The sequence below is a fragment of the Luteimonas soli genome, from assembly GCF_042648865.1.
GTDB classification, from domain to species: domain Bacteria; phylum Pseudomonadota; class Gammaproteobacteria; order Xanthomonadales; family Xanthomonadaceae; genus Luteimonas; species Luteimonas soli.
In genome coordinates, this window is record NZ_JBHRYA010000003.1 from 564,763 (window position 1) to 578,922 (window position 14,160).

The 14,160-nt window shown below is 68.8% G+C and carries 9 protein-coding genes; 8 read left to right on the forward strand and 1 reads right to left on the reverse strand.

Translation table 11 applies throughout. The features are described from left to right. Positions 1–3: 3 nt before the first annotated feature. Entirely contained in the window at positions 4–1,395 is a 1,392-nt protein-coding gene (locus ACFONC_RS05820; RefSeq protein WP_386742768.1) for a class II fumarate hydratase, read from the reverse strand. Positions 1,396–1,739: 344 nt separating this feature from the next. On the opposite strand from ACFONC_RS05820, the gene purB reads away from it, so the two are divergent. The 8 genes from purB to lpdA all read left to right on the forward strand — a co-directional run bounded on the left by purB (position 1,740) and on the right by lpdA (position 14,108). Continuing rightward, positions 1,740–3,110 carry an adenylosuccinate lyase gene (gene purB, locus ACFONC_RS05825; protein ID WP_386742769.1) on the forward strand — a complete coding sequence of 457 codons (1,371 nt, stop codon included), beginning with the start codon at positions 1,740–1,742 and terminating at the stop codon, positions 3,108–3,110. Positions 3,111–3,205: 95 nt separating this feature from the next. Continuing rightward, a complete protein-coding gene (locus ACFONC_RS05830) occupies positions 3,206–4,642 on the forward strand; it encodes a hypothetical protein (RefSeq protein WP_386742770.1) in 1,437 nt (478 codons plus the stop codon). A 170-nt stretch (positions 4,643–4,812) separates the two neighbouring features. Beyond that, positions 4,813–5,802, forward strand: a complete 990-nt coding sequence (locus tag ACFONC_RS05835; protein WP_386742771.1) for an ankyrin repeat domain-containing protein — start codon at positions 4,813–4,815, stop codon at positions 5,800–5,802. 169 nt (positions 5,803–5,971) lie between these two features. Continuing rightward, entirely contained in the window at positions 5,972–7,183 is a 1,212-nt protein-coding gene (locus tag ACFONC_RS05840; RefSeq protein WP_386742772.1) for a JmjC domain-containing protein, read from the forward strand. Beyond that, entirely contained in the window at positions 7,180–8,118 is a 939-nt protein-coding gene (locus tag ACFONC_RS05845) for a GNAT family N-acetyltransferase (RefSeq protein WP_386742773.1), read from the forward strand. Before ACFONC_RS05840 ends, ACFONC_RS05845 begins: the two co-directional genes overlap by 4 nt. A gap of 239 nt (positions 8,119–8,357) precedes the next feature. Next, the gene (locus tag ACFONC_RS05850; RefSeq protein ID WP_386742774.1) at positions 8,358–11,183 is read left to right on the forward strand and encodes a 2-oxoglutarate dehydrogenase E1 component; all 2,826 of its coding nucleotides are present in this window, start codon (positions 8,358–8,360) and stop codon (positions 11,181–11,183) included. Between the two features lie 45 nt (positions 11,184–11,228). Beyond that, the gene (gene sucB, locus ACFONC_RS05855) at positions 11,229–12,473 is read left to right on the forward strand and encodes a dihydrolipoyllysine-residue succinyltransferase (RefSeq protein ID WP_386742775.1); all 1,245 of its coding nucleotides are present in this window, start codon (positions 11,229–11,231) and stop codon (positions 12,471–12,473) included. Between the two features lie 192 nt (positions 12,474–12,665). Further along, positions 12,666–14,108 (forward strand): dihydrolipoyl dehydrogenase, encoded by a 1,443-nt coding sequence (lpdA, locus tag ACFONC_RS05860; RefSeq protein ID WP_386742776.1) that lies wholly within the window; start codon positions 12,666–12,668, stop codon positions 14,106–14,108. Positions 14,109–14,160: the final 52 nt, after the last annotated feature.

Below are 14,160 nucleotides of genomic sequence, written 5' to 3' on the forward strand. Positions count from 1 at the left end.
CGCTCAGCCGCCCTGGATTCCGCCGCGCGTGAGTGCGGCGGGGTCCAGCAGCTTCTTCAGCCGCGCGGCGGGCAGGCCGCTGTCTTCCAGCGCCACGTCGAAGACCGGGCGCCCCTCCTTGTAGGCGCGCTTGGCGATCGCGGCCGCCTTCTCGTAACCGATGATCGGGTTGAGCGCGGTGACCAGGATCGGATTGCGGTCGAGCGCGGCGGACACGTTGTCGCGGCGCACCTTCATCCCGGCAATGGTCGTGTCGGCGAGCAGGCGAGAGACGTTGGCCAGCAGGCCGATCGAGTCGAGCAGGTTGGCGGCGATCAGCGGCAGCGTGACGTTGAGCTGGAAGTTGCCGGTCTGCCCGGCGACCGTGATCGCCACGTGGTGGCCCATCACCTGGGCGCAGACCATCACCGTTGCCTCGGGCACCACCGGGTTGACCTTGCCGGGCATGATCGAGCTGCCCGGCTGCAGCGCCGGCAGTTCCACCTCGCCGATCCCTGCCAGCGGCCCGGAGTTCATCCAGCGCAGGTCGTTGGCGATCTTCATCAGCGCCACCGCCAGCGCGTTGAGCTGGCCGGACAGCTCCACCGCGTCGTCCTGCGAAGCCAGGCCCTCGAACTTGTCGGCTGCCGACTCGAACTTCGTCTTCGCCAGCGTCGACAGCGTCTTCGCCATCGCCTTGCCGAAGCGCGGATCGGCGTTGATGCCGGTGCCGATCGCGGTGCCGCCGATCGGCAGCCGCCGCAGGCGTTTCAGCGCGTCCTCGATCCGTGCCTGCGCCGAGGCCAGCTGCGAGGACCACGCACCCAGTTCCTGGGCGAAGGTCATCGGCATCGCGTCCATCAGGTGGGTGCGCCCGGTCTTGACCACCTTGCCGAAGGCGCGCGCGCGGCCGTCGATCGTCTTGCGCAGGTGCTTCAGCGCAGGCAGCAGGTCTTCGACCACCGCCAGCTGCGCGCTGACCCGGATCGCGGTCGGGATGACGTCGTTGGAGCTCTGGCCGAGGTTGACGTGGTCGTTCGGGTGGACGGCCTTCTTCCCGGCGCGCGAAGCCAGCGTGGCGATCACCTCGTTGGCGTTCATGTTCGACGAAGTGCCAGAGCCGGTCTGGTAGATGTCGATCGGAAACTGCGCGTCGTGCACGCCCGCGGCGACCTGCAGCGCGGCCGCGTGGATCGCCCGGGACACGCCCTTGGGCAGAAGGCCAAGCTCGGCGTTGACGGTGGCGGCGGATGCCTTCACCAGCCCCAGCGCGCGGATGAAGCCGCGCGGCATCGGCCGGCCAGACACCGGGAAGTTCTGCACCGCGCGCTGCGTCTGCGCGCCCCACAGTGCCTCGGCGGGCACCTGCAGTTCGCCCATGCTGTCGTGTTCGATCCGGTAGCGCTGCGTGGCCATGGTGTTCTCCTGATGCGATGCAACCAAGGATACGCCGCCGCCCCGAATGCTCCTGCCTGTTCTGCAGGAGTGGCTTCAGCCGCGAGCTTTTGCCTTGGCCCCTCCCCCTGCGAAGGCAGGGGGAGGCTGGGAGGGGGTGCCCACGGTTCGCGGCGATTGGCAACGACACCCTTCCCCAACCCGCCCGGCCATCGAGCACAGCTCGATGGCGTTCGTCAGGCCGCGAACCCGTGGTTCGCAAACGGCCCTCCTCACCCCCTGCCTTCGCAGGGGAGGGAGTAAAGCGAAAGGCCTCCCCAGGCAAGCCGCAGTAGAATGCGCGGTTTCCGCCACGTCCCGCCGCCATGCCCGTCGAATCGCAACTGCTCGCCCTGTCCCCTCTCGACGGCCGCTACGCCAGCAAGGTCGACGCGCTGCGACCGATCTTCTCCGAGTACGGCCTGCTCAAGGCACGCGTGCGGGTCGAGGTGGAGTGGCTGCTGGCGCTGGCGGCCGAGCCGGGCATCGCCGAGCTCGCGCCCTTCGGCGATGCCGCCGCCGCACGCCTGCGCGCGCTGGCCGACGATTTTTCCGTCGCTGACGCGGCCCGGGTCAAGGAGATCGAGCGCACCACCAACCACGACGTCAAGGCCGTCGAGTACTTCATCAAGGAGCGATTGAAGGATGACGCCGAGCTCGGCCCGGCGCTGGAGTTCGTCCACTTCGCCTGCACCAGCGAGGACATCAACAACCTGTCCTACGCGCTGATGCTCAGCCAGGCGCGGCAGGAGGTACTGCTGCCCAGGCTCGACGCGCTGATCGAGGCGCTGCGCACGATGGCGCACGAGCACGCCGCGCTGCCGATGCTCTCGCGCACCCACGGGCAGACCGCCTCGCCCACCACAGTCGGCAAGGAAATCGCCAACGTCGTCGCGCGCCTACAGCGGCAGGGCGAACAGCTCGCCGCGGTGTCGCTGAGCGGCAAGATCAACGGCGCCGTCGGCAACTACAACGCCCATGTCGTGGCCTACCCTGACGTGGACTGGCCCGCGTTCGCGCAGCGCTTCGTCGAATCGCTGGACCTGGACTTCAATCCCTACACCACCCAGATCGAGCCGCACGACTGCGTGGCCGAGATCTGCGACGCACAGCGGCGCATCGACACCATCTGCATCGACCTGTGCCGCGACATCTGGGGCTACATCTCGCTGGGCTACTTCAAGCAGGCGGTCAAGGCCGGCGAAGTGGGCAGCTCGACCATGCCGCACAAGGTGAACCCGATCGACTTCGAGAACGCCGAAGGCAACTTCGGCATCGCCAGCGCGCTGTTCGACCATTTCGCGGTCAAGCTGCCGGTCAGCCGCTGGCAGCGCGACCTCACCGACTCTACTGTGCTGCGCGCGCTGGGCACCGCATTCGGCCACGCCCTGATCGGCTACGACGCCCTGTTGCGCGGCCTGGGCAAGCTTTCGGCCAACCCCGAACGCTTGGCCGCCGACCTCGACGCTTCGTGGGAAGTGCTGGCCGAAGCCGTGCAGACCGTCATGCGTCGCCACGGCCTGCCCAACCCCTACGAACAACTCAAGGCGCTGACCCGCGGCCAGGGCATCACGGAAGCCTCGATGCGCGAGTTCATCGCCTCGCTCGACCTGCCCCAGGGCGAGAAGCAGCGGCTGCTGGAAATGACGCCTGCCAGTTATACCGGCCTCGCCGACCGCTTGGCGAAGGACATCTGAACGAATCCATGCCCGTTTCCTAGGGTCAGCCCCAATGGCGCGGGCGGCGGCGGTGGGGTATCACGAAGGCATCCACAGCCAGCCGGAGCGCGGCCATGTCCTTCGACATCATCGACACCATCAAGGACACCATCCAGACGGTGGTCCAGGCCGTCGCCGAGCCGCCGCCTCCCCCACCGGCGCAGACCGCGGAACAAATCGAGGCCCGGGTCAACGCCGCCACATCCGATCCCGCACAGCGTGAACTCCTGACCCAGGGCTACACGCAGGCCCAGCAACAGGGCGACGGCGCGCTCTGGCAGCAGACCGAAGACCTCGCCACGCTCTACCGCGACCGCGAAATCCTCGCGCTGAGCCGTTCCATCGGCCCCGACGACACCGTTCCCGAGGGCTGGAGCCGCGCGACGCCAGCACAGCTCGAGGCCTACGGCCTGAGCCCGGCCGACCTGCGCCCGGACGGCTCCGGCTTCAACGCCGAGCTGTTCATCCCCGACCCGAAGGTCTTCGGACCCGACGCCAAGCCGGTCCTGCAGTTCGAGGGCACGGACTTCGGCGACATGCGCGACGTCAACGCCGACGTGGCCCAGGCCATGGGCAACGACGAGGCCTACTACAACCGCGCGATCGACATCGCCACCCGCGTGAACCAGGCCAGCGGCGGCGACATCATCTTCAGCGGCCACTCGCTGGGCGGCGGCCTGGCCACAGCGGCGGGCCTTGCGACTGGCGCCGAAACCGTCGTCTCCAACCCCGCTGGCGTCCATCCCGACACCGTCGCCGATGCCCTCGCCGACCGCGGGCTGTCGTTCGACGACGCCGACGGCAACATCAGCACCTATGCCGTCGACGGCGACCTGCTCACCGAACTGCAGGACGCCACCGCCGGGCTCAGCGGCCAGAATGCCGATTCGCTGGCCGCGATCCTCAACGGCGTGGGCCACGGGCTGAACATCTACCAGGACGACGTGACCTTCCCGACCAACGTCACCGGCCAGCAGGTCAGTGACCTGCCCGACGCGGTCGGCGACGTGACCACGCTCCAGGCGCGCAACGCCGACGGTTCGGACCGGCCCGACATCACCTCGCTGGACACGATCATCGATGACATCAACGCTCGCGTGGAGCGGATGCCGGTCGATGACTTCGCCGGCCTGGTCGAGGATGGCACCGACATCGTGGATGACGTGACCGGCTTCCTCGGCGGCCTGGCCAACGGCGCCGGCGACGCCCTCAACACGGCCAGCGACTTCCTGCCCGACTTCGGCCTGCTGGGCGGTGCCGGCGACCTGATCTCGGGCGGCGGCGACGTGGTCGCCACGATGGGCGACTACATCGAAAAGGGCGGCGACATCACCCTTGACATCGCCGAGGGCCTGGAGACCGCGGGCTCGATCGCGGTCGAAGCCGCCGACGGCGACGTGCGCGACAGCGTGATGGAGATGGTCGATCGCCACAGCTTCGGCGTCTTCGACGGTGCGATGGAAAGCACGATCAACGACCAGGAACAGGCCCTGCAGGACCAGCTGGGCTGATATAGGAGCCCACCTGGGCGCGACCGGCATTACCGGGCAAGCCTCATTGCGTCCAGGCGCACTCCCACGGAGCAAGCCAGCGCCGCCAGCGGATCGACGATGAAAGGTTCACGACCTTTTCCCACGCAGGTGGCATGCTCCTCGCGTCCGCTCCTGGCGATGCACCTGCAATGACCCACCCCCCCGACCGGCGTATCGTGTCGGCGAAGCGCGTACCGCTGCGTGCCGCCGCGGCCGCAACCGTCGCGCTGTGCACGATGTGGTCCGTGCTCCCGGGCTGCACCGTGCAAACCCCGGACCATGCCGGTGACGGCGCCCAGCAACCCAGGCAAGGATCCACGGTGACCCAGACGTTGCGCATCGAACAGCACTTCAACGGCCCCGAACTCGAACTCGCGCAGGCGAGCGCGGCGGGAGACGCCGCGCAGGTCGCGCGCCTGGTCGGCGAGGACCACGCCGATCCCAACGCGGTCTCGCCGGGCGGCCTGCCGCTGATCGCCTGGCCGGTGCTGCAGGGCAGCGCCGCGGGCGTGCGCGCCCTGCTCGAACACGGCGCCGACGCCAATCGCGCCGCGCCCGCGGCAGGCACGGTGATGACCTGGGCGGCGAAGGCCGGCGACCCCGCCGTGCTGCAGGTCTTCCTGGAGCACGGCGGCAACGCCAATGCAATCGACAACAACGGCGAACCGCTCACCCGGGTCGCCGCGCTGGCCGGGCGCTGGGACAACGTCAAGCTGCTGGTCGAACACGGCGCCGACATCGACGCCACCGCCCACGGCCAGCCGAACACCAGCCTGCTTGCGTACTACAGCGCCGGCCAGTTCGACAAGGCGCACTGGCTGCTCGAACACGGTGCCGACCCCGGCTACAGGATCGAGACCGCACCGTCCGAAGACCGCGTTGGCGCGCAGCCCATCGTCGAGAACATCTACTGGTGGCCGGTACAGGCCGGCCGCTTCCCGCAGCTGGCGCAGTGGCAGCAGCGCTGCCAGTCGCTGCTGGCCGCACGCGGGCTGTCCGTGCCCGCGGAACCGCCGCACCTGGCGCGCCTGCGCGCGTCGCAGGGCGGCGACGGCGGCAACGCCGGCACGACGCGCGACCTCGATGCCGAAATCCGCGAGCACGAAGCCGGACTCCGGCAGAGGCTGGGCGAAGGCTGAACCCGCGCCCGCCAGGCTCACGCCGGGTCCGCGTCGGCGTGGATAATGGCGCGATGGAACTGCTGCCCCACATCGAAGCGCCCATTCTTGCGGCCGCAAGGAATCCACGCGCCCCGGAAGCCGGCGTTGCAAGGCGCGGTCACGCCCGCCACGACGCGATCCCTGCCGCATGACCAGGAAGCCCAAGCCGGCGGAAACGCCCATCGAGGTCGAAGGCTCCGCGAAGCAGCCGCTGGGCATGCCCGCGGCCGACTTCCTGCGCGACTACTGGCAGAAGAAGCCGCTGCTGATCCGCAACGCATTCCCCGGCTTCGTCTCGCCGATCGAGCCGGAAGACCTCGCCGGCCTGGCCTGTGAGGACGCGGCGCTGTCCCGCCTGATCCGGCACGATCGCGAACGCGATGCCTGGACGGTCCGCCACGGCCCGTTCCGTGAGGAGGAATTCCCCGGCCTCGGCGACCGCGACTGGACGCTGCTGGTGCAGGATGTCGACAAGTGGGACGCCGATATCGCCGCGCTGCTGCCGAAGTTCGACTTCCTGCCGCGCTGGCGCATCGACGACATCATGGTCAGTTTCGCGGCCACCGGCGGCTCCGTCGGTGCGCACGTCGACCAGTACGACGTGTTCCTGCTGCAGGCGCTCGGCCACCGGCGCTGGCAGGTCGACACGCAGGATGATCCGCCGCTGCACTTCCGCAAGGATGCCGAGATCAAGCTGCTGCAGCGCTTCGCCCCGACCCACGACTGGGTGCTTGCCCCCGGCGACATGCTTTACCTGCCGCCGGGCGTGCCGCACCACGGCGTGGCCGAGGATCCGTGCCTGACCTTCTCCGTCGGCATGCGCGCCCCGTCGGCGGCGGAGCTGCTGGGCGATTTCGTCGACACCCTGGCGGCCGAGTCGGACGACGGCCTGCGCTACGTGGACCCGGACCTGGCGCCGGCGAAGGACGCCAACGAAATCGACGCCGCGGCGATGCAGCGCGTGCTCCAGGCGCTCAACGCGCTGCGAATGAACGATCCCGACCGCCTCGGCGACTGGTTCGGCCGCTTCATCACCCTGTACCGCAGCGCGGGCCAGGCGGTGCCGGCCGACGAAAGCCGTTCGCGGATCGAGATCGAATGGGACCTGCAGCAGGGACACGTGCTGCATCGCCATCCCTGGACGCGCATGGCCTGGCGACGTGCCAGCAAGGGCGCCCGCTTGTACGCAGGCGGCCAGGCGTACGCCCTGCCCGCGCGCGATGCGCGCGCCATCGCCGCCGCAGCGGCCTTCGATGGCGCGGCCTACGCCGGGCTGTCGGACCAGGGCCGCGACGCAGTTTACGATCTGCTGCTCGGCGGCCACTACCATCTCGTCGAGCCCGGCAGCGGGGCGTCGTGAACGCCGCACGGCCGTACGGGCCGTTCCGGGTGGAAACGGCCGCCTTCGCCGATGCCTGCAGCGAACTGCTCGCCGTGCGCGAAGCGGTATTCGTGGTGGAGCAGAACGTTCCGGTCGAGGAAGAACGCGACGCGCACGACCCTCGATGCCTGCATGCGATCGCGCGCGACCGCGCCGGAAAACCGATCGGCACCGGTCGCCTGGTGCCGCCCACCGCGGCCGACGCGCCGGCACACGTTGGCCGCATGGCGGTGCTGCGCGACTGGCGCGGCGCCGGTGTCGGCGACGCGCTGCTGCACGCGCTGCTGCGGCAGGCACGCGAGCGTGGCTGGAACGACATCGTCCTCAACGCCCAGGTATCCGCGCAGTCGTTCTACGCGCGCCACGGATTCGTTCCGGTCGGCGAGCGCTTCATCGAGGCCGGGATCGAGCACCAGGCGATGCGGCGCCGGATCGACCGGCCACAGGCCATCGAAGGCACCGACGCCGCGGTGGCCGCGACGGCCGCCATCGTCCGCCATGCCCGGCGCAGGCTGCACGTCTACAGCCGCGAACTCGACCCGGGCCTGCTCGACGCGCCGCGCGTCCTCGATGCGATGCGCGAGCTGTGCACCCGCGGCGACGGCATCCAGGTCCAGGTGCTGCTGCAGGATGCGGCCGCGCCGCAACGCGCGCTGGCGCCGCTGCTGGCGCTGGCGCAGCGGCTGCCGAGCGTGATCGCATTCCGCGAAATCGCCGACCCGGTCGACCGCGCCTACCCGTCCGCCTACCTGGCCAACGACGATGGCGGCTACTACTTCCGCGCCCTCGGCCACCGGCTCGACGGCGAAGCCGAAACCGGCGCACCCGGCCTCGCGCGCCAGCTGGCCGAGCATTTCCGCCCGGTCTGGGAACGCTCTCGCCCCTGCACCGAATACCGCACGCTGGGCCTGTAGAAGCGCCCCATGGGCGCGACTTCTTCTCCGGAATCCGGAAGCGCCGTGCCCCGCGGGGCGTTCCTGCCCCCGGGACGTGAATGGAATGATGCATCCCTGCCGCATGAAGCCGCCCATGATGCGCCGCGACAAGGCGGCGGGCTATAATCGATGTTCTTTCACGCGCCATTCCACGGGCCAGTGGATTTCCCGTTGAATCAGGCGTTTGCCCTCCCCTCTTCGAGCCCATTACGCCAGACGTGGACAGTCTCCTGAAGCAGTTTGCGCAGTCCTCCCAACTCGGCTCCAACGCCGCCTACATCGAGGACCTGTACGAGCAGTACCTGGTCACCCCGGACAGCGTCGGGCCGCAATGGAAGGCCTGGTTCGACGGGTTCAAGGGCCGCGAGGCAGGCGACATCCCCCATTCGGCGATCATGGAAAACGTCGCTGCGGCCGGCCGCCAGGCCTCGCGCGGCGTGGTCGCGCAGGGCGCCGGCGACGAGCGCGAACGCCACGTCGGCCGCCTGATCACCGCCTATCGCTCGCGCGGCCACCTGGGCGCGAACCTCGACCCGCTGGCGATGCAGGACAAGCCGGAGGCGCCGGACCTCGGACTGGCCTTCCACCGGCTGTCGGAGAGCGACCTGTCGGCCGAGTTCAGCACCGGCGGCGTCGGCGGCAACGCGCGGATGAAGCTGGGCGACCTGCTCGCCCGTCTCAAGGCCACCTATACCGGCCCGATCGGCGCCGAGTTCATGCACATCACCGACGCCGAGCAGCGGCGCTGGATCTACGAGCGCCTGGAGGCCGCCGGCGGCGACTTCGGCCGCAGCGCCGACGACAAGCACCGGATCCTCGAGCGCCTGACCGCGGCCGAGGGCCTGGAGCGCTACCTGCACACCAAGTACGTCGGCCAGAAGCGCTTCTCGCTCGAAGGCGGCGATTCGATGATCCCGCTGCTCGACAGCGTCGTCCGCCGCGCCGGCGTGGACGGGGTCAAGGACATCGTCATCGGCATGGCCCACCGCGGCCGCCTCAACGTGCTGGTCAACACGCTCGGCAAGTCGCCGCGCAAGCTGTTCGACGAGTTCGAGGGCAAGTTCGAGCACGCCCACGACGACCGCGCCCACACCGGCGACGTGAAGTACCACATGGGCTTCTCGGCCGACATCGCCACCCCGGGTGGCCCGGTGCACCTGGCGCTGGCCTTCAACCCCTCGCACCTGGAGATCGTCGACCCGGTGGTCGCCGGCTCGGTGCGCTCGCGCCAGCATCGCCGCGGCGACGACGAGCACAAGCAGGTGCTGCCGGTGCTGCTGCACGGCGACGCCGCGTTCGCCGGCCAGGGCGTGGTGATGGAGCTGTTCCAGATGTCGCAGGCACGCGGTTTCCGCGTCGGCGGCACCGTGCACATCGTCATCAACAACCAGGTCGGCTTCACCACCAGCGCCGCCGAGGATGCGCGCTCCACGCTGTACTGCACCGACGTTGCCAAGATGGTCGGCGCGCCGGTGCTGCACGTGAACGGCGACAATCCCGAGGCCGTGGTGTTCTGCGCCGAGCTGGCATTCGACTTCCGCCAGCGCTTCGGCAAGGACGTGGTCATCGACCTGGTCTGCTACCGCCGCCACGGCCACAACGAGGCCGACGAGCCGGCCGCCACCCAACCGTTGATGTACAAGACCATCCGCGCGCACAAGACCACGCGCGAACTCTACGCCGAGCGCCTGGCGGCCGACGGCGTGGTCACCGGCGAGGACGCGCAGAAGCTGGTCGACGGCTACCGCGACAAGCTCGACGCGGGTGAGGTCACCACCGAACTGGCCGAAGTGAAGCCCGACGAGTTCACCATCGACTGGTCGACGTACCTGTCGGGCAAGTTGTCCGACCCGGTCGACACCACGGTCAAGCGCGCCACGCTCGACAAGCTGGCCAAGGCGATCAACACCATCCCCGACGAGGTCACGCTGCACCCGCGCGTGGCCAAGATCTACGACGACCGCCGCAAGATGGCCGCCGGCGAACAGCCGGGCGACTGGGGCTTCGCCGAGAACCTGGCCTACGCCACCCTGCTCGACCAGGGCCACAAGCTGCGCCTGGTCGGCCAGGACAGCGGCCGCGGCACCTTCTTCCACCGCCACGCGGTGCTGCACGACCAGAACAGTGACACCGACTACCTGCCGCTGCAGCAGCTGGTGAAGAACCCCGAGGACGCCACCATCATCGACTCGTTGCTCAGCGAGGAAGCGGTGATGGCATTCGAGTACGGCTATTCCACCGCCGACCCCGACACGCTCGACATCTGGGAAGGCCAGTTCGGCGACTTCGCCAACGGCGCACAGGTGGTGATCGACCAGTTCATCAGCTCGGGCGAGGCCAAGTGGAATCGCCTGTGCGGGATGGCGCTGTTCCTGCCGCACGGCTACGAGGGCCAGGGCCCGGAGCACAGCTCGGCGCGCCTGGAGCGCTTCCTGCAGCTATGCGCACTGGACAACATGCTGGTCTGCGTCCCGACCACGCCGGCGCAGGCCTTCCACATGATCCGCCGCCAGCTGTGCATGGACACCCGCAAGCCGCTGGTGGTGATGACGCCAAAATCGTTGCTGCGCCACAAGCTGGCGGTGTCGACGCTGGACGAACTGGCCGACGGCAGCTTCCAGCACCTGATCGCGGACACCACCAGCGACCCGAAAAAGGCAAAGCGCGTCGTGCTGTGCGCGGGCAAGGTCTACTACGACCTGCTCGAGGACATGCACAAGCGCGGCGCCGATGACGTGGCGCTGATCCGCATCGAACAGCTGTACCCGTTCCCGCGCGAACTGCTGGCCGCGCAGCTCAAGCGCTACACCAAGGCCACCGACGTGGTCTGGTGCCAGGAAGAGCCGCACAACCAGGGCGCGTGGTACCAGATCCGCCACCACCTGGTCGCGTGCCTGGCCCCGAAGCAGTCGCTGCACTACGCCGGCCGCGCACGCTCGCCGGCCCCGGCCGTCGGCCACTTCAACGACCACGTCGCCGAGCAGAAGCAGCTGGTCGCCGATGCCCTGGTCAATCCGCTCGACGGCGAAGCCGCCAGCGAATAATCCGCCCCGCCCTCCTTCCACGTTTCCATCAGGACGCCGCCCACCATGGCCACCGAAATCAAAGTCCCGGTCCTTCCCGAATCCGTTACCGACGCCACCATCGCGTCGTGGCACAAGAAGGTCGGGGATGCGGTCAAGCGCGACGAAAACCTCGTCGACCTCGAAACCGACAAGGTCGTGCTTGAAGTCCCGTCCACCGTCGACGGCGTGATCAAGGAGCTCAAGTTCGAGGAAGGCGCCACCGTCACCAGCCAGCAGGTGATCGCGGTGATCGAGGAAGGCGCCACCGCCGAAGCACCGAAGGAAGACGCCAAGGCCGAGAAGCCCGCCAACGACAAGAAGACCGACGCACCCACGACCACGCCGCAGAAGCCGGCGGCAGGCGCCGAGGAAGTGCAGCCCAAGGCTGCTGCCGGCAAGACGGGCACGCCTTCGAAGACCGACGACCTGCCCCCGGGCGCGCGCTTCACCGCGGTGAAGGAAGGCATCGACCCGTCCCAGGTCGAAGGCACCGGCCGCCGCGGCGCGGTGACCAAGGAAGACCTGGTCAACTATGCCAGCGGCAAGACCGCCGGCGTGTCCGGTGGCGCCCGCCCGGAAGAGCGCGTGCCGATGACCCGCATCCGCAAGCGCATCGCCGAGCGCCTGATGCAGTCGAAGGAGTCCATCGCCATGCTCACCTCGTTCAACGAGGTCAACCTGGGCAAGGTGATGGCGATGCGCAAGGCGCTGCAGGACGACTTCACGAAGGCCAACGGCATCAAGCTCGGCTTCATGAGCTTCTTCGCCAAGGCCGCGGCCAACTCGCTGGCCAAGTACCCGGCGGTCAACGCCTCGGTCGACGGCGACGACATCATCTACCACGGCTACGCCGACATCTCGATCGCCGTCTCCACCGACCGCGGCCTGGTCACGCCGGTGCTGCGCAACGTCGAGCGGATGAGCTTCGCCGACGTCGAGAAGGGCATCGACGGCTACGCCCGCGCCGCGCGCGAAGGCGGCCTGAAGCTCGAGGACCTGCAGGGCGGCACGTTCACCATCACCAACGGCGGCACCTTCGGCTCGCTGATGTCGACGCCGATCGTCAACCCGCCGCAGTCGGCGATCCTCGGCATGCACACCATCAAGGAGCGCGCCATCGTCGAGAACGGCCAGGTGATCGCCGCGCCGATGATGTACATCGCCCTGAGCTACGACCACCGCATCATCGACGGCAAGGACGCGGTGCTGTTCCTGGTCGACATCAAGAACCAGCTCGAGAATCCGCACCGGATGCTGCTGGGCATGTAGTGCTTCGAGCCCCTCTCCCGTCGGGAGAGGGGTTGGGGTGAGGGCCGGCGAAGTCGCGATGGCGAACGGTGCCGACCGCCATCGGCCGACCATCCACACCGCCACCGGCGCCGACGCCACTCCGCCGAACCCTCATCCGCCCTCCGGGCACCTTCTCCCGGCGGGAGAAGGAAAAGCAAAAGGAACGAGACCATGAGCGAACAACAGCAATTCGACGTCATCGTCATCGGCGCCGGCCCCGCCGGCTACCACGCCGCCATCCGCGCCGCGCAGCTGGGCATGAAGGTCGCCTGCATCGACGCCGCGCTGGGCAAGGACGGCAAGCCCGCGCTGGGCGGCACCTGCCTGCGCGTGGGCTGCATCCCGTCCAAGGCGCTGCTCGATTCCTCGCGCCAGTACTGGAACATGGGCCACCTGTTTGACCAGCACGGCATCACGTTCAAGGACGCGAAGATGGACGTGGCCAAGATGGTCGGCCGCAAGGACGCCATCGTGAAGCAGTTCACCGGCGGCATCGCGATGCTGTTCAAGGCCAACAAGGTCACGCCGTTCTACGGCTTCGGCCAGCTGCAGCCAGGCAACGTGGTCAAGGTCAAGCAGCACGACGGTTCGGAAGTCGAGCTCAAGGCCGCGAACGTGGTGCTCGCCGCCGGCTCGGATTCGATCGAGCTGCCGTTCGCCAAGTTCGACGGCGAGTACATCGTCGACAACGTCGGTGCGCTCGACTTCGCCGAGGTGCCCAAGCGCCTGGGCGTGATCGGCGCCGGCGTGATCGGGCTCGAACTGGGCAGCGTGTGGAAACGGCTGGGCGCCGAGGTCACCGTGCTCGAAGCCCTGCCCGACTTCCTGGCCGTCGCCGACGCCGAGGTCGCCAAGACCGCAGCGCGCGAGTTCAAGAAGCAGGGCCTGGACATCCGCCTGGGCGCCAAGGTCAGCAAGACCGAGGTCACCGGCAAGGGCAAGAAGAAGGAAGTGGTCGTCACCTACACCGACAAGGACGGCGAGCAGACGATCACCTTCGACAAGCTGCTGGTCGCCGTCGGCCGCCGCGCCGCGAGCAAGGGGCTGCTGGCCGAAGGCACCGGCGTCAAGCTCGACCAGCGCGGCGTGATCGAGGTCGACGAGCATTGCCACGCCGGCGTCGACGGCGTCTGGGCGGTCGGCGACTGCGTGCGCGGCCCGATGCTGGCGCACAAGGGCTTCGAGGAAGGCATCGCGGTCGCCGAGCTGATCGCCGGCCTGCCCGGCCACGTCAACTACGACACCATCCCCAACGTGATCTACACCGAACCGGAAGTCGCCTGGGTCGGCAAGACCGAGCAGCAGCTGAAGGAAGACGGCACGCCGTACAAGACCGGCAGCTTCCCGTTCGCCGCGCTTGGCCGCGCCGTGGCCATGGCCGAACCGGCCGGCTTCGTGAAGGTGATCGCACACGCCGAAACCGACCGCGTACTCGGCCTGCACCTGGTCGGCGTGGGCGTGTCGGAGCTGGTCCACGAAGGCGTGCTGACGATGGAGTTCAAGGGCTCCGCCGACGACCTGGCCCGCATCTGCCACGCCCACCCGACGCTGTCCGAGTCGATCCACGACGCGGCGATGGCGGTGGACAAGCGGGCGATCCACAAAGCGAACTGATTGTTCGCCTTGCGCCCATGATTTGCTGCGCAAGCCACGGGCCCCAAAGCAT

Bases quoted from the DNA above. Each gene is read 5' to 3' on its own strand.
- ACFONC_RS05835 (WP_386742771.1), top strand. From the start codon at position 4,813: ATGACCCACCCCCCCGACCGGCGTATCGTGTCGGCGAAGCGCGTACCG.
- lpdA (WP_386742776.1), top strand. From the start codon at position 12,666: ATGAGCGAACAACAGCAATTCGACGTCATCGTCATCGGCGCCGGCCCC.
- ACFONC_RS05830 (WP_386742770.1), top strand. From the start codon at position 3,206: ATGTCCTTCGACATCATCGACACCATCAAGGACACCATCCAGACGGTG.
- ACFONC_RS05840 (WP_386742772.1), top strand. From the start codon at position 5,972: ATGACCAGGAAGCCCAAGCCGGCGGAAACGCCCATCGAGGTCGAAGGC.
- purB (WP_386742769.1), top strand. From the start codon at position 1,740: ATGCCCGTCGAATCGCAACTGCTCGCCCTGTCCCCTCTCGACGGCCGC.
- sucB (WP_386742775.1), top strand. From the start codon at position 11,229: ATGGCCACCGAAATCAAAGTCCCGGTCCTTCCCGAATCCGTTACCGAC.
- ACFONC_RS05820 (WP_386742768.1), bottom strand. From the start codon at position 1,395: ATGGCCACGCAGCGCTACCGGATCGAACACGACAGCATGGGCGAACTG.